Origin of the sequence: Acinetobacter sp. TGL-Y2 (assembly GCF_001612555.1) — a bacterium.
Classification (GTDB): Bacteria; Pseudomonadota; Gammaproteobacteria; order Pseudomonadales; family Moraxellaceae; genus Acinetobacter.
Genome location: NZ_CP015110.1, coordinates 104,375 through 128,397, shown reverse-complemented (window position 1 = coordinate 128,397; position 24,023 = coordinate 104,375). Strand labels below are relative to the sequence as shown.

Annotated in this window: 24 protein-coding genes, 2 tRNA genes and 1 pseudogene; 4 read left to right on the top strand and 23 right to left on the bottom strand. The window is 36.3% G+C overall.

The genetic code is table 11. The features are described 5' to 3' along the window. Window positions 1–109 precede the first annotated feature (109 nt). Both guaA and AMD27_RS00490 read right to left on the bottom strand, forming a co-directional pair. Window positions 110–1,678: a glutamine-hydrolyzing GMP synthase gene (gene guaA / locus AMD27_RS00495; RefSeq protein ID WP_067654883.1), complete on the bottom strand. Its 1,569-nt coding sequence runs from the start codon at window positions 1,676–1,678 to the stop codon at window positions 110–112. A 171-nt stretch (window positions 1,679–1,849) separates the two neighbouring features. Continuing rightward, window positions 1,850–2,266 carry a DoxX family protein gene (locus AMD27_RS00490; protein ID WP_067654880.1) on the bottom strand — a complete coding sequence of 139 codons (417 nt, stop codon included), beginning with the start codon at window positions 2,264–2,266 and terminating at the stop codon, window positions 1,850–1,852. Window positions 2,267–2,468: 202 nt separating this feature from the next. Here AMD27_RS00490 and AMD27_RS00485 point away from each other — a divergent pair, with 202 nt between their 5' ends. Further along, on the top strand, window positions 2,469–3,116 hold the full coding sequence (locus tag AMD27_RS00485) for a DedA family protein (RefSeq protein WP_067654878.1): 648 nt from the start codon (window positions 2,469–2,471) through the stop codon (window positions 3,114–3,116). A 29-nt stretch (window positions 3,117–3,145) separates the two neighbouring features. On the opposite strand, the gene AMD27_RS00480 is transcribed toward AMD27_RS00485, so the two are convergent. The 4 genes from AMD27_RS00480 to AMD27_RS00465 all read right to left on the bottom strand — a co-directional run bounded on the left by AMD27_RS00480 (window position 3,146) and on the right by AMD27_RS00465 (window position 5,369). After that, entirely contained in the window at window positions 3,146–3,736 is a 591-nt protein-coding gene (locus AMD27_RS00480; protein ID WP_067662616.1) for a LysE family translocator, read from the bottom strand. Between the two features lie 203 nt (window positions 3,737–3,939). Further along, window positions 3,940–4,332: a hypothetical protein gene (locus AMD27_RS00475; RefSeq protein ID WP_416202809.1), complete on the bottom strand. Its 393-nt coding sequence runs from the start codon at window positions 4,330–4,332 to the stop codon at window positions 3,940–3,942. 326 nt (window positions 4,333–4,658) lie between these two features. Beyond that, window positions 4,659–5,051 (bottom strand): SirB2 family protein, encoded by a 393-nt coding sequence (locus tag AMD27_RS00470; protein WP_067654872.1) that lies wholly within the window; start codon window positions 5,049–5,051, stop codon window positions 4,659–4,661. A 9-nt stretch (window positions 5,052–5,060) separates the two neighbouring features. Further along, window positions 5,061–5,369, bottom strand: coding sequence for a BolA family protein (locus AMD27_RS00465; protein ID WP_067654869.1), 309 nt, complete (start codon window positions 5,367–5,369; stop codon window positions 5,061–5,063). Between the two features lie 225 nt (window positions 5,370–5,594). Here AMD27_RS00465 and AMD27_RS00460 point away from each other — a divergent pair. The 3 genes from AMD27_RS00460 to AMD27_RS00450 all read left to right on the top strand — a co-directional run bounded on the left by AMD27_RS00460 (window position 5,595) and on the right by AMD27_RS00450 (window position 7,500). Further along, window positions 5,595–5,670, top strand: a tRNA-Gly gene (locus AMD27_RS00460). Between the two features lie 37 nt (window positions 5,671–5,707). Further along, window positions 5,708–5,783 (top strand) — tRNA-Gly (locus tag AMD27_RS00455). Between the two features lie 346 nt (window positions 5,784–6,129). Further along, a complete protein-coding gene (locus AMD27_RS00450) occupies window positions 6,130–7,500 on the top strand; it encodes a phosphomannomutase/phosphoglucomutase (protein WP_067654865.1) in 1,371 nt (456 codons plus the stop codon). A gap of 72 nt (window positions 7,501–7,572) precedes the next feature. Here AMD27_RS00450 and AMD27_RS17915 read toward each other — a convergent pair. From AMD27_RS17915 to rfbD, 17 genes and pseudogenes are all read right to left on the bottom strand, one after another. Next, window positions 7,573–7,716: pseudogene (locus tag AMD27_RS17915) on the bottom strand (UDP-glucose 4-epimerase); the annotation flags it as partial. Between the two features lie 82 nt (window positions 7,717–7,798). Then, window positions 7,799–9,460: a glucose-6-phosphate isomerase gene (pgi, locus tag AMD27_RS00445; RefSeq protein ID WP_171254763.1), complete on the bottom strand. Its 1,662-nt coding sequence runs from the start codon at window positions 9,458–9,460 to the stop codon at window positions 7,799–7,801. After that, on the bottom strand, window positions 9,457–10,719 hold the full coding sequence (locus AMD27_RS00440) for a nucleotide sugar dehydrogenase (RefSeq protein WP_067654862.1): 1,263 nt from the start codon (window positions 10,717–10,719) through the stop codon (window positions 9,457–9,459). The genes pgi and AMD27_RS00440 overlap by 4 nt, the downstream gene beginning before the upstream one ends. Window positions 10,720–10,751: 32 nt before the next feature. Further along, the gene (gene galU / locus AMD27_RS00435) at window positions 10,752–11,627 is read right to left on the bottom strand and encodes a UTP--glucose-1-phosphate uridylyltransferase GalU (RefSeq protein ID WP_067654859.1); all 876 of its coding nucleotides are present in this window, start codon (window positions 11,625–11,627) and stop codon (window positions 10,752–10,754) included. A 24-nt stretch (window positions 11,628–11,651) separates the two neighbouring features. Beyond that, window positions 11,652–12,284, bottom strand: coding sequence for a sugar transferase (locus AMD27_RS00430; RefSeq protein WP_067654856.1), 633 nt, complete (start codon window positions 12,282–12,284; stop codon window positions 11,652–11,654). 165 nt (window positions 12,285–12,449) lie between these two features. After that, window positions 12,450–13,451 carry a lipopolysaccharide biosynthesis protein gene (locus AMD27_RS00425; RefSeq protein ID WP_067654853.1) on the bottom strand — a complete coding sequence of 334 codons (1,002 nt, stop codon included), beginning with the start codon at window positions 13,449–13,451 and terminating at the stop codon, window positions 12,450–12,452. A gap of 1 nt (window position 13,452) precedes the next feature. Next, a complete protein-coding gene (locus tag AMD27_RS00420) occupies window positions 13,453–14,592 on the bottom strand; it encodes an NAD-dependent epimerase/dehydratase family protein (RefSeq protein ID WP_067654850.1) in 1,140 nt (379 codons plus the stop codon). Then, window positions 14,582–15,187, bottom strand: a complete 606-nt coding sequence (locus AMD27_RS00415) for a DapH/DapD/GlmU-related protein (RefSeq protein WP_067654847.1) — start codon at window positions 15,185–15,187, stop codon at window positions 14,582–14,584. Before AMD27_RS00415 ends, AMD27_RS00420 begins: the two co-directional genes overlap by 11 nt. A gap of 1 nt (window position 15,188) precedes the next feature. Next, on the bottom strand, window positions 15,189–15,890 hold the full coding sequence (locus tag AMD27_RS00410) for a glycosyltransferase family 2 protein (protein WP_067654844.1): 702 nt from the start codon (window positions 15,888–15,890) through the stop codon (window positions 15,189–15,191). 29 nt (window positions 15,891–15,919) lie between these two features. Then, a complete protein-coding gene (locus AMD27_RS00405) occupies window positions 15,920–17,047 on the bottom strand; it encodes a hypothetical protein (RefSeq protein ID WP_067654841.1) in 1,128 nt (375 codons plus the stop codon). A 35-nt stretch (window positions 17,048–17,082) separates the two neighbouring features. Beyond that, complete coding sequence (locus AMD27_RS00400) at window positions 17,083–17,964, bottom strand: glycosyltransferase family 2 protein (protein ID WP_067654838.1); 882 nt, start codon at window positions 17,962–17,964, stop codon at window positions 17,083–17,085. An 85-nt stretch (window positions 17,965–18,049) separates the two neighbouring features. Beyond that, window positions 18,050–19,150 (bottom strand): glycosyltransferase, encoded by a 1,101-nt coding sequence (locus AMD27_RS00395; protein WP_067654835.1) that lies wholly within the window; start codon window positions 19,148–19,150, stop codon window positions 18,050–18,052. Continuing rightward, window positions 19,150–20,280, bottom strand: coding sequence for a non-hydrolyzing UDP-N-acetylglucosamine 2-epimerase (wecB, locus tag AMD27_RS00390; protein WP_067654832.1), 1,131 nt, complete (start codon window positions 20,278–20,280; stop codon window positions 19,150–19,152). Before wecB ends, AMD27_RS00395 begins: the two co-directional genes overlap by 1 nt. After that, window positions 20,277–21,515, bottom strand: coding sequence for a flippase (locus tag AMD27_RS00385; RefSeq protein ID WP_067654829.1), 1,239 nt, complete (start codon window positions 21,513–21,515; stop codon window positions 20,277–20,279). The genes wecB and AMD27_RS00385 overlap by 4 nt, the downstream gene beginning before the upstream one ends. A gap of 45 nt (window positions 21,516–21,560) precedes the next feature. Further along, complete coding sequence (gene rfbC, locus AMD27_RS00380) at window positions 21,561–22,115, bottom strand: dTDP-4-dehydrorhamnose 3,5-epimerase (RefSeq protein WP_067654826.1); 555 nt, start codon at window positions 22,113–22,115, stop codon at window positions 21,561–21,563. A gap of 105 nt (window positions 22,116–22,220) precedes the next feature. Next, the gene (rfbA, locus tag AMD27_RS00375; protein ID WP_067654823.1) at window positions 22,221–23,117 is read right to left on the bottom strand and encodes a glucose-1-phosphate thymidylyltransferase RfbA; all 897 of its coding nucleotides are present in this window, start codon (window positions 23,115–23,117) and stop codon (window positions 22,221–22,223) included. Beyond that, window positions 23,114–24,022 carry a dTDP-4-dehydrorhamnose reductase gene (gene rfbD / locus AMD27_RS00370; protein ID WP_067654820.1) on the bottom strand — a complete coding sequence of 303 codons (909 nt, stop codon included), beginning with the start codon at window positions 24,020–24,022 and terminating at the stop codon, window positions 23,114–23,116. The genes rfbA and rfbD overlap by 4 nt, the downstream gene beginning before the upstream one ends. Window position 24,023: the final 1 nt, after the last annotated feature.

Below are 24,023 nucleotides of genomic sequence, written 5' to 3'. Positions count from 1 at the left end.
TATAGAATAAAAAGGACGCCTAAGCGTCCTTTTTTAAACAATTTCCTTTAACTGCCGCGAGCACAGCTCTTGGCGTAAAACTGGCATGAAGCAATGCTTCATGCCAGTTTTACTCCCATTCAATCGTTGCAGGTGGTTTACTTGATACGTCATAAACCACACGAGAAACGTCAGCAATCTCGTTCATAATACGCGTCGAAATCTTATCAACTAAGTCATACGGAAGATGCGCAAAACGAGCAGTCATAAAGTCAACTGTTTCAACTGCACGAAGCGCGATCACCCATGCATAACGACGACCATCACCCACAACACCCACAGATTTAACGGGTTGGAATACCGCAAATGCTTGCGCAGTTTTGTCATACCAACCACTTGCACGAAGTTCTTGCATGAAAATGTCATCTGCTAAACGAAGAATGTCAGCATATTCTTTCTTCACTTCACCCAAAATACGCACGCCTAAACCTGGACCTGGGAATGGATGACGGTAAAGCATTTCAAAAGGAAGACCTAAAGTTGTCCCTAAACGGCGAACTTCATCTTTGAACAAATCACGGATTGGCTCAACCAATTCAAAGGCTAAATCTTCAGGTAAACCACCCACGTTGTGATGTGACTTAATCACATGTGCTTTACCATTTTTAGTGGCAGCAGATTCGATCACGTCTGGATAAATGGTCCCTTGTGCAAGGAAGTTTACGCCATCAAGCTTACGTGCTTCTTCAGCAAATACGCCAATGAATTCACGACCAATAATTTTACGTTTTTTCTCAGGATCAACTTCACCTTTAAGCGCAGTTAAGAAACGCTCTTCAGCATCGGCACGAATCACGCGAATACCCATGTTTTTCGCAAACATGTCCATCACTTGCTCGCCTTCGTTCAAACGAAGTAAGCCGTTATCTACGAATACACAAGTCAATTGATCGCCAATCGCTTTATGAAGAAGTGCAGCCACAACAGAAGAATCCACACCACCTGAAAGACCGAGTAATACTTTCTGATCACCAATTTGCGCGCGAAGTTGTTCAACACGTAAATCAATAATATTTTCAGAGTTCCATAAGTTACGGCAACCACAAATGCCATGAACGAAGTTTGACAATAGCTCCGCGCCTTTTGCTGTATGCGTTACTTCTGGATGGAACTGAATACCATAGAAACGACGTGTTTCATCAGACACCATCGCGAATGGGCAACTTGGTGTACTTGCAGTCACTTGGAAACCAGCAGGAATTGCAGTCACTTTATCGCCATGACTCATCCATACTTTTAATTTGTCTACAGAATCCTCAAGATCGCCAATCAACTTATCACGAATTTGAATGTCTACTTCTGCATAACCAAACTCATGTACATCACCTGGCTCTACTTTACCGCCAAGCTGCGCTGACATGGTTTGTAAGCCATAGCAAATACCAAGAACAGGAACACCTAAGTTAAATACAACTTCTGGCGCGCGTGGACTACCCGCTTCATGAACACTTTCTGGACCACCTGAAAGAATGATCCCGTTTGGGTTAAATGCACGAATGTCTTCTTCAGACATATCATAAGCGTACATTTCTGAATAAACACCAGCTTCACGCACGCGACGTGCAATGAGCTGGCTATATTGAGAACCGAAATCCAAAATCAGGATGCGGTCTTCAGTAATTTGGGTATTGGTCGTCATGGTATACAACTATGTAGGCAACGAATATAAGCGCCACATTCTAACATTTTTCCCAAGACTTCGCACAAAATTCGACTTGGATGTTTTTCTGTGCAAATTTAAAATCTCCCTGCACTAAAAAAGCTGAAATTTTTATTGCAGCTTTTTGCTTCATATTCGGCTTTTATATAATTATTTTTCAATAAGATGATCTATGCTGATTTTACCCGCGCCATGCAAGACTAAAAATATTAGGCCACCCGCCATAGCGAAGTTCTTCATGAGATTAATGGCATCATCCGCACCACTGTGAAATATTAAAGCCGTGATTAAGCTAAATCCTGCCAATCCCAACGCTGCAAAACGCGCTTGAAAACCCAAAAGCAACGCGAGTCCACCACCCAATTCCACTAAAATAGTCAGCGGTAACATAAAGGCAGGTACCCCCATAGATTCCATATAACCGACTGTTGCTTGGTACGCAGTGAGTTTCCCCCAACCTGCAACAATAAAAATATATGCCATCAGCACGCGTGCGATCAGACTGAGTACTGCATCAATCTGACCGTGTTGAACGGCATTTTTCACGACTAGATTTGGATTGAACATATTGCACCTTTGAATTTTATTTGAATAATGAAGCTAGATTATTCTATTTAATACTTATAATAAATGATCATAAAACCAACTCTTCGTTGCAAAATTAGAATGATAGGCGTGCAGGATGATGATGAATTTAAATCAATTGCTTACTGACTTTATTGGATAGGACTGCTAGGATTTCTGCACACTTTTGCACAGTTTTCGGCTCATGGATTTAATTGATTTCATTCTGCATGTAGATGACCATCTACTTGAATTTATAAAAAATTATGGCATCTGGATATACGGGATTCTGTTCCTGATTATTTTTGTAGAAACCGGCTTAGTCGTAATGCCGTTCCTACCGGGTGACAGTTTGCTGTTTGCAGCAGGTGCATTAGCAGCATCCACAGGCGCAATGAATCCATGGGTTTTGGGTGTTTTACTGTTTATTGCAGCAGTGCTGGGCGACACCTTAAATTACCATATTGGTAAATATATTGGACCGCGTGTGTTTGAAATTGAATCTCGTTTTATCAATAAAAAGCATTTGGTTGCTACTCAAAAATTCTTTGATAAACACGGTGGAAAAACCATTATCTTTGCGCGTTTCATTCCTTTTGCACGCACTTTTGCGCCGTTTGTAGCAGGTGCAGGCAGCATGAACTACACCTTCTTTCTGACCTTTAACGTGATTGGTGCATTTTGCTGGATTGCATCCTTTATTACCTTGGGTTATCTGTTTGGCAATATGCCGATTATGAAGGATAATTTTACCTATTTGATCTTTGGTATTATTATTTTAAGCGTGCTGCCGGGTGTAATCGGGTTTATCCGTCATAAATTTTTCACTTCGAAAAAATCTGAAACCCTGTAAATGTGAATGTTGGGTGAAAGGGATAAATTTTAGAAAAAGCCAATCACCACAGGTAACATACTGAGCAGTAATAACATTGCCGATCCTTTATATACGCGGTCGGCAGTGACTACCTTTAAATTCCCTGCCAATACTTTGCGTCCAAAATAAATCCAAAACAAAGCGCAAGGCACTAAACACAAAGTAAAAATCGCCAACACATACGCATAATTTTGAAATGAATCCCACGTCCACGCTGGAAAGATCCCTACAGCAAACAAGATAGACTTTGGATTATGCAATGTCGATTTAAACAACATACTGCGATTTAAGGTTTTATTTTTAAGACTGTGCTGCTTTAGATGCGAGCTTTTCCACAAATGAAATGCCAGCCAAATCACATAGGATGCACTGACCAGATGCAAAAGATGAATCAACATCGGCCACGTAGGCATGGTCAAATGAATCAGTAGAGACCATAAACTGATCCCGTAGATGTAGCCCAACAACTCGATGGGAACGAGATAAAATGCTTTTAAGAGACCATGATGATGCGCTGCGCTAGCCAAAAGTGCATTGGTTGGGCCGGGAATTAACAGAACCGCAAACACTGCAAAAATAAAAAGCCAACTTGCGACCATATACATATCTGTGTGACATCAAAGGAGGCACACCTTAAACGAAAAAATCAAAAACAGACAAGTTTTAAATGTGAAAAAATCATGAAGATCGCGTCACAAAATGTAATTAACAACACTCAAGATATTGTTTTGATAAGAATATTTTTTGAAACACTTTTGTGCGTGGGCTGCAATTCACAAATGTGACGCACAGCCCACTTTTATTATTTTTTCGGTTCAATCGCGCGTTTTGGTACATAAGGGCAGTTTTTAAATTGTGCTGCTTGTGACAAGGCATCCTGTTGACCATATAGGCGTGATAATTCTGTTTTTTTAGTATCAGATGACTGTCCCATATTGACCGAAATAGAAGGACCAATGCCCCAACCGCCTCGACTGCCCCAGCCACCGCCTAACCCCAGACCTACACCCATACCAGTACGTTTCGGCGTTTGTACGCCGCTGTCAATATAGTTTTGAACACGATCGAACTCTGCCGCGAGCTGTACACAGTTCAGCGCTTGATACTGGGTAGGCGATACATAAGTCGGCTTCACCGTAGTGGCACAAGCCGAGATCAAACCGACACCCATAGCCAATAGGCTGAGTCGAAGCATTTTAGAAAAATTTAAGTTCATCACATTCTCAATTTTATTTTTTCTCAATCTCATTGAACAATAATTGATAAGCTGGCGTCAATTTATGATCTGTATTTAAATACATCAAAAGCAGCATTTTATGCTCAGGCTGTTGCATCAAGCATTAAAATTATTCATCTTTAAATTTCAGATATCACTCCAAGCGCTGATTGGCTTGTGCGTCAAAATTGTTGATGACCCTGTTTAGCCATAAGCATAAGACTTGCAAATATTTGCAAATATTGATCTTTCATTGATTTAGCATTTAGGCTCATCGTCTGGCTAGATCCAATAATATCAAATCATTAGCCAAAATTCGGCTTGATCATAATCAGACCAATCAGTGCAATAAAGGCCACAGTGGTGACCAATAAACCCGCTCTACGCTGGGTCATTGCAATGCTGTCATCTTGTTTATAGGTTTTGATGACTGAAGATAAAATCACTAGAAATAAAACCACTTTGGCATAGAACCAAGGCTGAACTTGGAAATTGTTCATACTCAACAGAATTAATCCAGTGACCGCCACCAAGCTGAAGGAAAAGTGCTGTAAACCGACATAGAGTTTACGTCTTTGTGGATTAGGTTGATTGTTTTGCACGCCCACAAACAAAGTGGTAGCACGCAGCAGCAATACCACGATGGCCAGTGACACACTCGACATATGAATAATTTTAATCAGTAAATGCGTATCCATAATGCTCTCTTAAGATTTTGGTGCATGAGCACAGTCAGGGCTTGCAGGTGCAGTGCCTGTCCATTCAGTGGCAACATAAGCATGAATGGCCAGCGCATGGATTTTACCTGGACTGAGTAAATCGCCCGCCGCTGCGTATATTTTTTGATGTCTTTGCACCAAACGCAAACCATTAAAGGTATCGCTCACGATGCTGACTTTAAAATGGGACTCTTTACCGGGAAAATAACCGCCATGACCGGCAGACTCATTGACTACTTCAAGATAAATTGGCGTCAAAGTTTGTAAACGCTCAATCAATTGTTGTTCTAAACTCACCAGTAACTCCAGATGACTCGATACCTATATTGGGCAGTATACTCTGTTCTCATGCAAATTTTATGTGGCTCATTCAAGCGAATAAGCCCTTTAAGACCTGATTTTCATGTGAATTGGCTGATGTGATGATGTTTTCAACAGGAAATGCTTTTATTTTATTCAATCAATATTTTTTTTACATAAAGGTGTTGACCGTATTTTTGCATGCTGTATTATACACGGCATGCGGGAATAGCTCAGTTGGTAGAGCATAACCTTGCCAAGGTTGGGGTCGAGAGTTCGAGTCTCTTTTCCCGCTCCAAATTTTTTAGTGAAAGTTTTCAAAAAACTGCTCAATTGCGGAAATAGCTCAGTTGGTAGAGCATAACCTTGCCAAGGTTGGGGTCGAGAGTTCGAGTCTCTTTTTCCGCTCCAAATTCAAAAAGCCCTTATCGAAAGATAAGGGCTTTTTTATGTGTCAGAATTGCTTTTAATACTCTACTTCTCAACGCCCTGATGCAACACCTCTCACACCACTTGAATACATTTAATAAACCAAACAACTTATTGATTTTAAAAATTATTAAAAATAACAGTTTAAATCGCTTTTAGAAGACAGCAAACATCACTGAAAAAAACTAAAATTAAGCTCGATTTACTACTTCTATAAAAACGTCCTGTAGCATTGTGGTTTTAAATTGATACGCTCAATACGTATTCTGTTCTGAGTATTATATAATTGGGTTATTCCACTCACTTTAGCGATTAGAATCATTAAATTATGAATAAATTGACATGTTTTAAAGCGTATGACATTCGCGGTAAATTGGGCACAGAACTCAACCAAGATATCGCATACAAAGTTGGTCGTGCATATGGACAAATTTATCAACCGCAAAAAGTGGTGATTGGCTGTGACATCCGCCTGAGCAGTGAAGGTTTAAAACAGGCCACCATTCGCGGACTCAATGATGCGGGTGTAGATGTACTTGATTTGGGGATGACGGGAACGGAAGAAGTCTATTTCGGCGCATTTCATTTAGATGTGCAAGGGGGTATTGAAATCACCGCCAGTCATAATCCGATGGACTATAACGGCATGAAATTGGTGCGTGAGAATGCCCGCCCGATTAGTGCAGACACCGGCTTAAAAGAAATTCAGGCGTTGGCTGAATCTGAACAATTTGAAGATGTTAGCAAAAAAGGACAGACCTCAAGCTATAACATTTTAGCTGAATTCGTCGATCACCTCATGGGCTATATTGACCCTGCCAAAATTCGCCCAATGAAATTGGTCATGAATGCAGGCAACGGTGCAGCAGGCCACGTGATTGATGCGATTGAAGCGAAATTTAAACAGCTCAACATTCCTGTAGAATTTGTCAAAATTCATCATGAAGCCGATGGCAGTTTCCCCAATGGTATTCCCAATCCAATTCTGATTGAAAATCGCGAGAGTACACGCCAAGCGGTGATTCAGCATCAAGCCGATATGGGCATTGCTTGGGATGGTGACTTCGACCGTTGTTTCTTATTCGATCAGAAAGGTCAATTTATTGAAGGCTATTATATCGTCGGTTTACTTGCACAGGCATTCTTGCTTAAACAAAAGGGCGAGAAAATCGTTCATGATCCACGACTGGTTTGGAATACTTTAGATATTGTCGCGCAATTTGGCGGTGAAACGGTTCAGTCTAAATCGGGTCATGCTTTTATTAAAGATGTAATGCGTGAGCACAATGCAGCTTATGGCGGCGAAATGAGTGCACATCACTATTTCCGTGATTTTGCTTATTGTGATAGTGGTATGATTCCGTGGTTATTGGCGATGGTGGTGCTCTCTGAAACCAAACAGACGCTTTCAAGTTTGGTCGAAGGCATGATTACCAAATTCCCATGCAGTGGGGAAATCAACTTTAAAGTGACTGACACAAAAGCCACCATTCAAAAACTGTTTGATCATTATGCAGATCAACATCCGAAGATTGATGAGACTGATGGGGTAAGTTTAGATTTTGGTACATGGCGTTTCAACGTTCGTGCATCCAATACCGAACCTTTACTGCGCTTAAATATTGAAAGTCGTTTAGATCACAATCCTAAACCTATGCAAGATTATGTCGATGAATTAACAGCATTGATTCAAGCATAAGAAAATTTAAGCATAAAAAAGGAGCATTGATTGCTCCTTTTTTATTTGATCAGTTAACCATTAAGCGAATAATCACTTATAACCATTTGGATTTTGCTTTTGCCAGTGCCAACTGTCGGCCAGCATACCTTCCAAGCCAAATTTTGGCGTCCAACCTAACTCTGCAATAGCGCGCGCGTTATTGGCAAATGAAGTTGCAACATCGCCTGAACGACGAGAAAATATCCAAGTGTAAGTTTTGTAGGTTTATTTCTAAAATGTATTAAACAACAATGAAAAAGAAACAAAGCCCTTTAAATCATTTTTTTAATAAAATTTTAATGAGACCTTGCGTCGAAGCATCCAATTGCGACACATCCGCTTGCGTGCCATTTAAAACAGGTAAAATTTGATTGGCGATTTCTTTACCTTTTTCAACCCCCCATTGATCAAAGGGATTGATATTCCACATGACTGATTGTACAAACACTTTATGTTCATATAACGAAATTAACATTCCTAGACTGTAGGGATTTAACTCATCTAATAACAAAGTCGTACTCGGCTGATTGCCTTCATATTGTTTATATTCTGGTAAATCATTCAGCTCTTTTTGATCCAAAGCTTGATTACCGAAGGCCAGCAGTCGTGACTGAGCTAAACAGTTCGACAGCGCCAAATGGTGCTGCTCAATCAAAGCCTCTGCATTTTCGGCATAGGTAAATTGATTGGCATTATAACGTTGTACTGGGGCAATAAAATCACAGCTGACGGAATGCGTACCTTGATGTAACAGTTGATAAAACGCGTGCTGCGCATTTGGACCCACTTCACCCCAAACAATGGGACAAGTGTCCATTTCGACTTTTTGACCACTGCGCTGAATCGACTTACCATTCGATTCCATCTCAAGTTGTTGCAGGTATGAAGCAAAATATTTTAGGCGACCATCATACGGCAGTACGGCATGGGTTTGAATATCGAGGAAGTTATTGTTCCATATTCCAAGTAAAGCCATTAAAGCAGGGATATTTTCAGACAGTGGTGCATGTTGAACATGCTGATCCACTGCGTAGGCACCTGCCAATAACTGCTTAAAACCGTCTACACCAATACTGAGTGCAATGGGTAAGCCAATACACGACCAAAGCGAATAACGCCCCCCGACCCAATCCCAAAGTAGGAATTGATTTTGCGGTGCAATACCCCATTCGGTCATTTTCTCAGGTTTAGTCGACACCCCAATAAAATGATGTTTTACCGCGCAAGCATTATTTCCTAAAGATTTGTCGAGCCACTGACGCACGGTTTGCGCATTGGACAGCGTATCAACCGTACCAAATGACTTGGAAGAGATAATAAAAAGCGTGGTTTCTGGCCTGAGTTGATGTAACAACTCAGAGAGCTGACTACCATCCATCGTTGAAACAAAATGTACATTCAATGGCTTAGCAGTCGCCACTTTAAAGTCGGATAAAGCATGAGTGACCATCAGTGGGCCCAAATCTGAGCCCCCCACGCCAATGTTCACCACATCTTGGATGACTTCACCTGTACAGCCGCGATATTGCCCGGCATGAATCTGCTCAACCAATTGATACATTCGATCAAGTTGCTCATGCACCTGTTTACTCAGTTTAGGGTGCTTTGCATCATGCTTGGGTAAGCGTAAAGCCCAATGCATGGCTGCACGATGTTCGGTATAGTTAATCGCTTCGCTTGAAAATAACCGAGCAGTCCATTCATTCAACTTCTTTTGATCTGCAAAATCGTATAAGTTTTGCATAATGTCTTGATCAATTCGATGCTTACTATAATCAAAGGTCAGTTGATCAAACTGGATAGAATGCTGTTCAAAGCGCTGAGGATTTTCAGCAAATAAACCGGTTAAATGTTGCTGTTTTTTTTGGTTCGCCTGTTGCGTTAGATCCTCAAGCAATGCCTGATCATCTAAGCCTTGTGTATTCATCGTTACATTCATGCGCGACCCACTCCTTGGTAGCTAAAGCCTTGTGCTTTCACATAGTCAGGATCATAAATATTACGACCATCTAAAATTAAAGCATGTGCCATATGCTGTGCTAGATACGCAAAATCAGGACTCCAATATTGCTTCCAAGCAGTCAATAAACACAGTGCATCCGCATTTTGAGTGGCTTGGTACTGATCGTGACATAAAACCAAGTCTTCACGCTGACCGTACATATTCTCAATTGCACCCAGTGCCTCAGGGTCATGTAAATACACCACCACCCCTTGCGCCCAAAGTGCCTTCAATAAGGGATGAATAGATGAATTTTGAATACTATTGGTGTTTTCTTTAAATGAAGCACCCCAAATCGCCACTTTTCGACCTTTTAAATCACCTTGAAACTGATTCCACAGTTTTCTAAACAAAATTTCTTTTTGTTGTTCATTGATCGACCACACTTGATCTAATAGTCTACTTTTGACACCTGTGGCAGAGACGGTATTGGATAGGGTTAAAATATCATGTGAGAAATTCTCCCCTCCAAACCCTGCACCCGGCGACAGATACGAGCCACCAATCCGATTATCAGCTGCGAGACCGTGTTGAACATTCTGGATATCAATGCCCAGTTTTTCAGACACATTAGCAAGATCATTCATATAACTGATGCGAGTGGCCAACATCCCCGAAATACTCAGTTTGGTAAATTCGGCATCCAGTATCGGCATAAAAAGATACTGCTGTTTCGCAGGGAATAAAGGTCTCAACAGTTCAGTAATCATTTTGGCAGTTGGGTCATTCGACACCCCTACAATGATTTTCTGCATTTGAAGTACACTGTTTAAAGCATTGCCTTCTTGAATATTATCCGGCAAATATGCCCATAAATGTTGTGGACATAAATGAGATAATTTTTCTGTTTCATGCAGGCCAAAAGTCGAACCATTAATGATCAGCTTTTGCTGAGATGAATCGTGCTGAGCAAGACGTTGAATAACATGTTCAGCAAGTGCATACTCAGTATTTGCATAACTCAGTAACAAAACATCATGTTTGAAATCACACTGCTGCTGGGTCACGCGCTTTAAAAAACCCGTTTTTTGCTGTTTTTCAATCAACTGATTGACGTGATGATCTTGATATTCTGGTGTTTGTGTCTCATCACAGTTTGAGGGATAAAGACACCATTCCACATGGTGTCCTGATTCTGCAAACAAACCAGCAAACACTGCCGCTTGAAGGGTTGAACCGAAAATATTAATTTTCATATGTCACCAAATTTATTTCTTATATAAAGCAATTACACATCCAGCGCTTGAATCATCGCTTTAAATTCAGCCCCTAATTTTGGATGTGCCAAACCATAATGTAATACTGCTTTGAGGTAGCCAATTTTGCTACCGCAGTCAAAAGTCTGACCTTTCATACGGTAGGCTTCAACCTGCTCGGTTTTTTGTAGCATGGCAATAGCATCTGTAAGCTGAATTTCATTGCCCGCTCCACGTGGAGTTTGCTCAAGAAGCTGCATGATTTTTGCAGGTAAAATATAACGACCCACCACCGATAAATTAGACGGTGCAGTGCCCACACTCGGCTTTTCCACAATGCCTTGCATCAATATACTTTGACCTTCATCTGGCATCTTTGCAACATCCACAATTCCATATTGATCCACCAAATGGTCTAGCACAGCCTCTACCATAATTTGTGCGGCCTGTACTTGATTAAATCGATTGATCATTAAACTGAGATCATTTTGATCACTGTGATCTTTCACCAATACATCAGGCAATAACACCGCAAAGGCGTCATTACCAATAATATCTTTTGCACAAAGCACCGCATGCCCAAGTCCCAAAGGCTGAGGCTGACGAACACTAATTACAGAAATATGACTTGGAATAATATTATTAATTTCATCCAATAAATCGAAACTCTTTTTATTTCTAAGTACACTGTCCAATTCGGAATTATGATCAAAATAATTTTCAATTGCACCTTTAGAAGAATGAGTGACCAATATAATTTGCTCGATCCCGGCGGCAACCGCTTCTTTCACCACATATTCGATAGCGGGACGGTCCACCACAGTCACCATTTCTTTAGGAATGGATTTACTCGCAGGTAAAAAACGTGTACCTAGGCCTGCAACAGGGAGAATTGCTTTTTTGATCATAATATGACTACTGTATTACAGAATTTAAGAATTTGAAGAGGACTTTGGATCTATATTTTTTATATTATCACGAGTTGAAAATCGTGTTGCACCCACTGCTTGATCTGGAGCATTAATTCCCTCTTTATTCAGCAAAACCTGAACCGTTTTAAACATAATTTTAAAGTCAAGCAAGACGGTTCTTGAGTCGACATACTCAACATCAAGCGCAAATTTTTCTTCCCACGATAAGTTGTTACGACCACTCACTTGGGCAAGTCCAGTCATACCCGGTCTAACTTCATGTCGACGCATTTGATGTGGTGTGTAGTGCTCCATAAACTCGCACAGTTGGGGTCTTGGTCCAACAATACTCATATCGCCTTTTAAAACATTGATGAGTTGAGGCATTTCATCAAGAGTGGTTGAACGCAATTTATGACCAAAGGGTGTGATTCGCTCTTCATCAGGTAAAGGATGACCATTTTTGTCGACAGCATCTTTCATTGACCTAAATTTGATCATTTTAAATATTTTGCCGTTCTGCCCCGGTCTTTCTTGTAAAAAAAAGATCGGAGAACCTAGGTTTTGGCGAACTTTAAGTGCAACCAATAAGAAAATTGGTGAAAGGAGCAAAAGTGCAAGACCTGAAATAAGCACATCAAAAAATCTTTTCATAGCAAGCCCTTAGTTTTATAACGCTCTTAACATAAAAATTATAGCATCAACACGTATAAAGAAATAATTCATTGATTATTCAATTTTTATACAGGATATAATGTAACCATACCTTTAAATACTTTTATTTGGTATTTATTGCAAATAATTAACAAATAATCTTAACTATTTAAAAATATCATAAAGCCAACCGTCAATTGAATAGCTTTCATAAAGCTCAAAACTTAAAGGTAAGTATTTATTTTTAAAGAAATTTATATCTAATTGAATATTATGTCTATCTATCAAAAAAATATTATTTTCATTGTAAAAAGGGTATTTTTTTATGTTTACATTTGTAGTGATAAGCTTTTTTCCCGCACCAATAGCTTCAAAAGTACGCATAGTTAATCCAGATTGATAAGGATGGCTAATGTCAAGAATAACTTCACTTTTATCATAAAAATCAACTATTTGATCCAAATTCAAGCTATTAAAACTTAGCTTACTATAGTCAAACATTTGAAAACTTTTATCAAAATACTTTTTAAAGAAATAAACTAGACGTCCTTGCATATAGTAATAACAATAGCTTGTAAGATTCTGTGCATTACACCAATCTGAAATTTGTGTACTAATCAAATATCGATCCGAATGAGCTGTTCCTAAAAAAAGTAAATTATAAACTTTCTTTTGGTTACTATCATAAATCTTTCTATATTTATCTGTAAAATACAAAGGTCTATGTTCCAAGTCATATTTTTCAGCATCTTCATGATCAAAAGTCATTTTTTTATCAAAATATTTAAGTATAGATAAACAATGCCCATTATTTTGAAAGCTATCCCAAGTATAAAAAATATTTTTACAACTATCTTGAGTTTGCATAAATTCTTTTAAGAAGAATTCTGGTACTACCTCACCTCGATTTACAAATAAGTAATCAAATTGTTGATCCTTTAGATTTTTCAGAATTCTCTTGTAATATTTTACTATCTGAGATTTTAAAAAATTTCGATTTAAACGAATAATTCCCTTTGTAAAGTTATTATTTGCAGGACGTTCGTCATAATAGGTAACTAGAGCACCGTGTTTCTGCAATTGATTAACAATATCTTTTTCTAAGTTAAAAGACTGCACACAAAAGAATAGGATTTTTTTGCCGTTTAGATGCTCTAGTTTACTCATATTATTTATACAGACCTTTTTTCTTCATTTCATCAATTGATTTTTGGTATTTATCTTCTTGAATTTCTTGAGTATTAACCCAATTGGCGAAATTTTCTAAACCTTGTTCGAAAGATACCTTTGGACTAAAACCAAGTAATTTATTAATCTTGGTTAAATCTGCGTAATTATGACGAATATCACCTAAACGATAATTACCAGAAACATTTATTGAAACGTCAACACCGTAGTTTTTTACAAGTTCGTTTGCCACAGTGAGTACATTCGTTGCAACACCAGTACCGACATTAAACACTTGATTATTGGCTTCTTCTTTCTCTAAACCTAGAATTGTCGCATCTACAACATCATCAATATAAACAAAGTCACGACTCTCAAGACCATCTTCAAATATATTGATATTATTTCCATTTTTAATTTGAGTTGAGAAGATGGATAAAATTCCTGTATACGGATTTTTTAATGATTGCCCTGGACCATAGACATTTTGGTATCTAAATGCGACCCCTGCAATTCCAACTGTTGGACACACAATCAAGACCATTTGTTCTTGGTTTTGTTTAGTAATACCGTATACAGATGAAGGGTGTATTTTAGAGTCTTCATCTGTACCTACCAAGGTCAATGCTGAAGAATTTGGATATTTGACTTCAAAATCACCTTGATCCATATGGATTGAATCACGTTGCGTAGGATATACAGCACCTAACTCTTTGCTGATGTATTTTCCTTCACCGTAGATCGAGCGAGATGATGCAACAATCACTTTTTTTACATTGTATGAGCCGTTAACCAAAAGGTTTAACATTAACGCAGTACCGTTAATATTCACGTCTACATATTTTTCGACTTCGTACATCGACTGACCAGTACCGGTTTCAGCAGCATAGTGAACAATAGCATCTTGTCCTTTTAATGCATCTTCCCAATCCGCTTTATTTGTCACAGTACCATGAATAAATTTTACTTTATCTTTAATACTTAAATATAGTGGAGATGTCTCGGTTGGGTTTTCGCCATGAATTTGGGGAGATAGATTATCTAATACTGTAACTATATAGCCTTTTTCGATAAGCTTTAAAGCCAAATTTGAACCGATAAACCCAGCACCACCTGTAATTAATACATTTTTAATTGACATATTTTTCCCATCTTTTACTTTCGAAATTATAAAACTTAATTGGTTTGGCCGGTGAACCAACAGCAATTACATAAGGGGGAAGGCTTTTAGAAACCACCGAATTTGCCCCAACAATTGTTCCTTTACCAATCGTCACTCCTGGCAGTACCGAAACAAACTCTCCCAACCACACATTATCTTCTATTTTTACAGCTTTAACAGATAAAGGGCGATCTATAGGTAAGGTCATCGGATCACTATCATCATCATTTCCAATATAGCTACCATGAGTACAATCAGAAATATATATTTTACTCGCCATAAGTACATTGTTGCCAATTTCAATAGAATAGGCGGCTGTTATATGTACATAGTCATTTAATTGAACATTTTCCCCAAATTTTAATAATTTCAATGGAGTAAGCATCTGAGGAAAAGTCTCAATTCTACAACCGATACCTGTTGTAAGATTTCCCCCAAAATCTATATACTTTTTATTTCTTATATCGATAGGAAAACGTATTAAACGTGCATTAGAATAAAGTATTTTTGTTTTGATTAGGTTTATTACTAAATTAAAACTTCCAAAAAAACCATATTGTTTTAAATAACTCACACTAAATCCTTTTAAGCAAATGAATAAGAGTATAAATTCTAACCTTTATTTTATGTGAAAGACTGTTCTTACTTTTATCGCCACCATTTGAAGCATTGAGACCATGGCGTCTATATTTAATTAAAGGCGTATCAACCAGTTCTACTCTGTAATAAAGTTCACCCACATTCGCGATCCAATAGTCATGAGCGCATAATTTTGAATTAAGAGGAAATGGGAGTACTTTAGTTAAAATTTCTCTTTTGAATGCCATGCAAGCACCAATATATCGAGTCATAATAAAATTGTGTAAAAATCCAGATCTAGTTGAGTGCAATTCAAAATGAGAACCTAATGTAGTATTTAATAACTCATCGCAAATTAATGCATCTGAAACCACAAGATCTGATCTTTGTAATGCAGACATCATAGTAGATACTTTATTCTCCATCCAAACATCATCTTGATCACAAAGAAAGATAAACTCTCCAGAACTTTTTTTTATCGCATTTTCAAAATTATGAGTATAACCTTGACCTAAGTCATTGATGAAAATTTTAATTCTATGATCACCAATCGATCTAATTAAACTCAATGTATTATCAGTTGAATTATCATCGGAAATAATTATTTCATCATTATTTGACAATTGCAATAAAATAGAATTTATTTGCTCAACAATGTATTTTTCACCATTATAAGTAGCAAGACAAACTGAAATCATATCTTTTCATCCAAAAATAAAATAATTATTTATTTAACAATATTAGTATTCACATCAAAAAGATACCTACAACTCAACATAGATACAACAAGAAGTATAATACCCATAGGCGTAAAAATAAACGGATTAGTCTGTGAAAATAAAAATGCAAATGTTGTAAAATATAAAAAAGGATTATACTTATTATTCTTATGTAAAAAAATATAAACTACTATTACCAAAGAGCTGAGTAACCCTAAGAGCCCTGATTTATAAAAAATTTCCATAAATACATTTTCTAATTTAGCTCTATCTCTTATCTCTGCACCCCATCCATGTCCCAAAAGAGTATGAAAAATATTATCAATATTTAATAAAAATTCTAAATCTTTAAATCTTACTACATTTGAATCACCGACATCCTCTCGTAAAAAAAGAATTTTCAATGTAATTAAATATAGTATATAGAAAACAAAAGGTGATACTAAGAAAAAAGTAAATGCTACATGCTTTCTACTTGTAACAACTACGTATAACAATATAGAAAAAATTGAAGCAAGGAGTAAGCCTCTTGTTTGTGTCAGGTAAATACATACAAATAAAAATAATGCTATAAAGTATTTTTTCTTAATAAAAGCATAGATACACCCAACGCCCAAAAAGAAAAACCCTTTATAAAAAAACAAACCATCCTCACCTCTGAACATAATTTCATTCGATGTACTCTCACCCAAAGCATAAAAAGCATAAAAAGATAAAAAATTATACTTAATCAATAATATCAAGATAATTTGAATAATGCCCATTAAGATAGGCACGATTAATAAATAGGTTAGAAATTTTTCAATTATTAATTTTGAATTTTCTTCACTCTGACTTAAGATCATAAAACTTAATAAAAAAAACAAAAAAGGCTTAATATCATTCATAGCTATGGATAAATCATTTAATCCCATACCAACAAATCCCAAGGGAATAAAAAAAGTACCTAGTAAAAGGACAATCATTTCTTCTTTTTTAATAATTATTTTTGAAAAGCAAAATTTATAAAATAAAATCAATAGCCCCAAAAAAAACATAATGTATCTAAAAGTTATACCATTTGTAATTTCTAATAGACGCCCCGAACCTCCACCTATAATATCTATAAACAATAGTTTTAAATACAATATTTCCATTAATTCAACTCAAACCAATAATCCGTTTATAAAACTTATCTTAAAAGATATTTCACGCCATCTTTTATAGCTTTCAAAAAAACAATAAAATATTGTTTACTCATTTTACCCATTGTTAAAATTAAAAAAAATTGATGTATACAGTTAACAATTAATTGATGAGTTACAAATTTTTTTGGTATATAGCTTTCTTTAAACATGTAAAAATTATTCCTTATAATATGATAGCGTCTAAAGGGAGAGTGTATAGGGATAGTCAAAAAGCCAAAATTTTTTATGTTATCTCCAATTGAATGTACCATCTTTCCTTTAGAAGAAATAAAATTTTTGTATCCTTTAGACTCTGCCCTTATGCACCATTCAGTGTCCACATAATCAATAAAGTAATCCTCCCTCATAAAACCAGTATTTAAGAAGACTTTTTGACTTACTAGACTCCCTGATGATATCAAAAGCTTAGAATGAATTGGATTTTCCAACTTTTCAACATCCAGTTTAATTCTTTTCCCATTTTCAGATATCGTAATAGCTTTATAATAAAAACCTTGTCTTTGATCAACAAATCTAGGTCCCAAGGCGCCTACATTATCATATTTTGAAATCAAAATTTCGTAATCGTGAATCATATCATCAACAAAAGAATCATCGATTATACTATCTTGATCGAAAAAAAATAGAAATTCAGCTGACATTTCAACAGCTTTTTTTACACCTTCATTTTGAGCTTTAGCTATACCATAATTCTCATGTAATTTAATCAACGTAGTATCATGATCATTCTCAATATCTCTAAAGTCAAAATTCTCACTTCCATTATCTACTACTATTGAGTAAACATTTTGTTTTTTTAAAGAATTAACTAAATTGAAAATATTATCAGTTGGATTAAATGTTACTATAATCGCTTTTATACACATTAATACACCTTGACTTCAATAACTATATTTAAAAAATTGGATAGTTTCAGTTAAAAACTTAATATTTATTTTTAATAAAATCATACTATACCTTCATCTTTAGATATGATTCGTATGTTTTTTTTGCAGTGTTAATCCAACTAAATTCTTTTATTAAATTCTCTTTAGGAGTACTTAGTAGCAAAGCTTGCTCCATCGCACTCTTAATTGATTTCTTACTATAAGGATCACAAACAAACACATGTTTATTTATTAATTTATTAAAATATGTGTCGGTTGGACAATAATTACTTTCACAGACGACTACATTCATGCCACTTCCTAATGCTTCAAGAGAACTAAGACCTGGAGATTCTCTAAATGATGCCAATATATGAACTTTATGTTTATTAAACAAAGCACCGAGTTCACTTTGATCAACATTTTGAGCAATTAACTGAATATTAGTTACCCCCGAGGATTTTTTCTTTACTGCATCTAGGTAGTTCATATTGTTTGGAGTGACGCCTCCAACCAGCGTTAAGTCGAATCCAGACTCCTTACATATATCTACTATTTGTAATTGATTCTTTATAGGTTCAATTCTGGCAGCTGATATAAAACCTTTTCTCTGTGTATTTGAGAAGAAAGGAAATTTATTAAAATCTACACTATTAGGAATAACAGAATAATTTTTATAGTTTGTATTAAATACATGATTGACTATTTGCATTTCTTCTTCAGAATTAGGTAAATGCCAATCAAATTCTTGCAAAAAACCTCGTACCTCATCTTTATATTTTTTTGTCGCTGAGGTTGGTTTGCCAAACATAGAAGCTACAACGGATTCTGTATTTTTGTATAGATGATATAATGTTTTATAATTTTCACCTGTACAGAAAAAGCCAAGTTTAGCAAAATTAACAATAAATCTCGCATGACTCATATCCCAGTAAATAGTTGAAAGGACTGTTTTTGCTCCTAAACTTTTTGCTTCTTTGAGATATTCACTACTTTCTTCAATAGTTTGCATATTAAAAATATGTACGATATCGGGTTTAAAAACCTTTAGTTCATTAATGTTATCAATAATTTTAATGTTAACATCATAAGCTTTTTCAATTTCAGCTTTTGTATTAAGCATTTGAACAACATCGCCGCCATGTGCAACCTTCCAGTTTTTTCGAATACAGTATGCGACTTTCATTATAGATCCTGCATTAACTGAACTATACGCTCACATGCCTTACCATCACCATATGGATTATGAGCACGTGACATAATTTCATAATCACCCTTATTATGAAGTAACTTTTCTGCTTCTCGCACTAGAGTCTCTTGATCACAGCCTACTAGCTTTACAGTACCCGCAGCAACGGCTTCAGGTCTTTCAGTGGTATCACGCATGACAAGTACAGGTTTACCAAGTGAAGGAGCTTCCTCTTGAATACCACCACTGTCAGTAATAATGAAATGTGCTTGACTCATTAAGTAAATAAATTCTTCATACTGCAGAGGGTCAATCAAATATATATTTTCGATATTAGAGAGAATTTGATTGACAGGTTTCTGTACATTGGGATTTAAATGAACTGGATAGACGATATCTATATCAGGATTATTCAGTGCGATCTGCTTTAGACCTTCGCAAATATTGATAAAACCTTGTCCAAAGTTTTCACGTCTGTGTCCAGTCACTAAGACAACCTTTCTCTCGTGATCCAATGGATATTGAGTACTGATCTTATTTTTTATTTTTTGTTTAAGATCAGTTTGATTGTCAATTCTTTGTAAAACATACATCAGCGCATCAATGACAGTATTTCCTGTCACAAAAATGTCGCTCTGGTTTTTACCTTCTTTTAACAAATTTTCTTGGCTCTGAGCTGTTGGTGCAAAATGATAATTTGCCAATACACCCGTTAACTGACGATTACCTTCTTCCGGCCACGGCGAGTAAATATCGTAGGTTCTTAATCCAGCTTCAATATGCCCGACTTTTACCTTTGCATAATATGCAGCAAGACTAGCAGAGAATGTTGTTGATGTATCGCCATGAACAAATACAACATCGGGTTTAAAATCTGCTAAAACATCTCGTACACCGACCAAGACATTTGCCGTAATATCATACAAATCCTGTCCAGCTTTCATAATATTTAGATCATATTCTGGAACAATCTCAAAAATCTCTAAGACTTGATCCAGCATTTGTCTATGTTGTGCTGTCACGCAAACTCTAGTTTCAAAGTTGTTATTTTTTTGAAATTCCTTAACTAAAGGTGCCATTTTAATAGCTTCTGGTCGCGTACCAAAAACAATTAATATTTTCTTCATATTTTAAACCTTGAAATAAAATAAATCATAAAAATTGTTAGCAAAATCTCGCCAAAAATCATTGAAAAAAGAATGCCATTAATTAAGAAATACGGGACTAATACAATATTAAGCAGAACAGTAATGATGCCTGCTATAAAAAAGGAATACATATAATATTTATCATTCTTACTTGCTGATAAATATTGAATACCTATAATATTATTAATCACACCAAAAAATAACCAGATCATCATAATAGCCAAAATATAACTATATGCACTGAAGTCACTTCCATACATGAAATTGACTACATATTCAGAAAATATTGCAAAGCCTATCGCTACTACTAATGCTGCACTACCTATAAAATATAAAAGTTTACGTATATAAATTTTACCAGCAATTGGATCTTGCACTTTATTACAACTAATAGGATATAAGGCTTGAGTTAAAGGTGAGAAAAGCCCTACTACAGCCCTAAATAACTTTTCAATCGCTGAGAAATATCCTACCACAGTATTGTTAGTCACTAATGACAATACAATAACACCTGATGATGTCAAAAGATTACTTAAAGCAGATGTATAAAAAAGATGCGAGCCACCTTTTAAATACATTTTTATAGTCGCTACTTTTTGAAATTTGAATTTAACATTGAAACTAAAAAATACAATGTATAGAGAAATCAAGGAAGCAATGATAATTCCGATTGAGGTTAAAAGAGGTACCAGCAAATAATCAGAAGTATGTTTAACCAGTAAAAATATAGCAACAGTGAAAATTGTTTTAGAAATAATATTAATAATCGTAATATATTTCATACGTTCTACGCCCTGAAAAAACCACACAGGGAATAAAACCTGACCAACTACTGTACCAAAGGTTAAAATATAAAGTTGGGCATCATTTCCGATCTTTTCAAAACATAGAATTAAAAACAGTAGAATAATAAAAGAAACCAACAATAGTAATATTTTAATAGTCATAACGCTACTAAAGATTTCAACTAATTTATTTTTATCATCCTTATGATTTGCAACTTCACGTGTTGCTGAAAAATTGAACCCATAATCTGTAAGTACAATGAAGTAACCAACTACAGCTGTTGCAAAAGCGATCAATCCAAATTTTTCAGCTCCTAAAACTCTTACCAAATAAGGTAAGGTTAGTAAAGGTAAAATATAATTTAACCCCTGCAAGGTCGCCAAAGAAATAAAATTTCCAAGGAACCTTTTTTTTTCAGCTATATTCATAATTATTCAACAACAGGGATTAAAGATATTATTTATGTAAAACAATTATTTCAAGCTTTTAAAACTTGCTGCTACTTTATCTTTATCAGAGAGTTGGATTTGCTCAAGACTTACTGGCCATTCAATCGCTAAATCAGGATCATTCCAAAGAATCGCACCTTCACTTTCCTTGTTATAATAATTCGTTGTTTTATATAAAAAATGTGTATTATCTTCTAAAGCGACGAACCCGTGCGCAAAACCGTCTGGAATCCAGAACTGCTTATTATTTTCACCTGTGAGCTCTACACCTACCCACTCCCCATATGTCTCAGAGTGTGGTCGAATGTCAACTGCAACATCCCACGCTCTACCCTGTACTACTCGAACCAGTTTACCTTGTGCATGAGGTGCTTTTTGAAAATGTAGACCACGCAGTGTCCCTTTTTGCGAACATGAATGATTATCTTGAACAAAATATGGAATATCTAAACCACGCTCAGTCAATGCTTTTTCAAAATTTTGCTGATTAAAGCTTTCCATAAACCAACCACGATCATCCCCAAATACCCGTGGTTCTAAAATCAGTAAGCCTTTAATTTTCGTTTCAATAATATTCATTCAATTCACTCATTTTGCATTTAAACACGTATGTGATTTATTTAAGTGATTTTAGATCAGGTTGAATTAAAACCACTTAAATTGCCATATTCATTGACGTTAAGCTTAAATTTTGGGTTGATGCTCTTTATGCAATTTCAACAAATATTGACCGTACCCTGTTTTTTTAAAGAAATTGGCACGTTCTAATAGCTGCTGATCATTAATCCAACCATTGTTAAATGCAATTTCCTCAAGGCAAGCAATTTTTAAGCCTTGGCGATGCTCTACTGTTTGAACAAATTGACTTGCCTCAAGTAAAGAGTCATGTGTTCCAGTATCAAGCCAAGCAAAACCACGTCCAAGCAGTTCAACACTTAGTTGTTGCTGCTGCAAATACACATTATTCACATCTGTGATTTCAAGCTCACCACGGTGTGAAGGCTGAATACTTTTGGCAATCTCAACCACGCTATTGTCATAAAAATACAAACCTGTTACAGCATAATTAGACTTAGGCTGTTCCGGTTTTTCTTCTATACTGAGTGCCTTACCTGTCTCATCAAAATCTACTACACCAAAGCGCTCAGGATCATTCACATAATATCCAAAAACTGTAGCACCTTTTTCTTGCTCTGCAGCACGTTTTAGCTGTTTACCAAAACTCTGACCATAGAATATGTTATCGCCTAAAACCAAACAGACATTGTCTTGACCAATAAACTCTTCACCCAAAATAAAGGCTTGCGCCAATCCATCCGGTGAAGGTTGAACTTTATAAGAGAGCTTTAAGCCTATTTCTTCGCCTGTACCTAATATTTTTTCAAAATTAGGTAAGTCTTCTGGAGTTGAAATAATTAAAATTTCCTTTATCCCTGCTAACATCAGCACAGACAAAGGATAGTAAATCATCGGCTTGTCATAAATAGGTAACAATTGCTTTGATGTTCCCATGGTAATCGGGTACAAACGTGTACCTGACCCGCCTGCCAATATAATACCTTTTCTATTTTTTTGAGTCATTTGATGATTTCCTGTAACACTTGCTCTACACCCTGTTTCCAATGTGGCAAATGTATTTTGAATGTTTGTTGTAATTTCTGCGTATTTAATCGTGAATTTAATGGTCGTTTAGCTGGTGTCGGATATTCCACTGTATTAATTGGGTTAACCAGATTCACCTTGAGGTCTTGACCCAAAATTCTGGCTGTCTTAAAGATATATTGCGCATACTCAAACCAGGAACATGTACCCGCTGAGGCAAGATGATAATGTCCGATTAATCCTATTTTTTCTTCATCATTAGTTAAACTATATAAACGGATGACTTGCGCCGTTACATCTGCAATTAAAGCAGCACCTGTAGGTGCCCCGACTTGATCATGAATAATATTGAGTTCATCTTTAATTTGACCCAATTTAAGCATGGTTTTGATGAAATTATTGCCTTGCGCTCCATACACCCACGAAGTGCGAAAATTAATAAAATCAACTTGGCTTTGCTCTAAGGCAATTTCACCATCTCGTTTCGTCTGACCATACACGTTTATTGGAGCGGCATGATCATCTTCACTCCAACCCTCTACACCCTCACCATTAAAGACATAATCAGTAGAGTAATGGATCAACAAAGCGTTATGTTGCTTGCATAATTCAGCTAAGTTTTTTACTGCTATGTGATTAATATGATTGGCTTGATCGACCTCAGACTCTGCCTTATCCACTGCCGTATAGGCCGTCGCATTGACCACAATATTTGGCTTGATGCCATCCATTACTTTAGAGATCGCTAAAAAATCACCTATATCGCCAGATAAACCCGTATCATTTACACTACGATCTAAAGCGATGATCTCACCTAAAGGCTGTAAAGCACGTTGAAGCTCCCAGCCAACTTGGCCGCGCTTACCCAATAATAGTATTTTCATG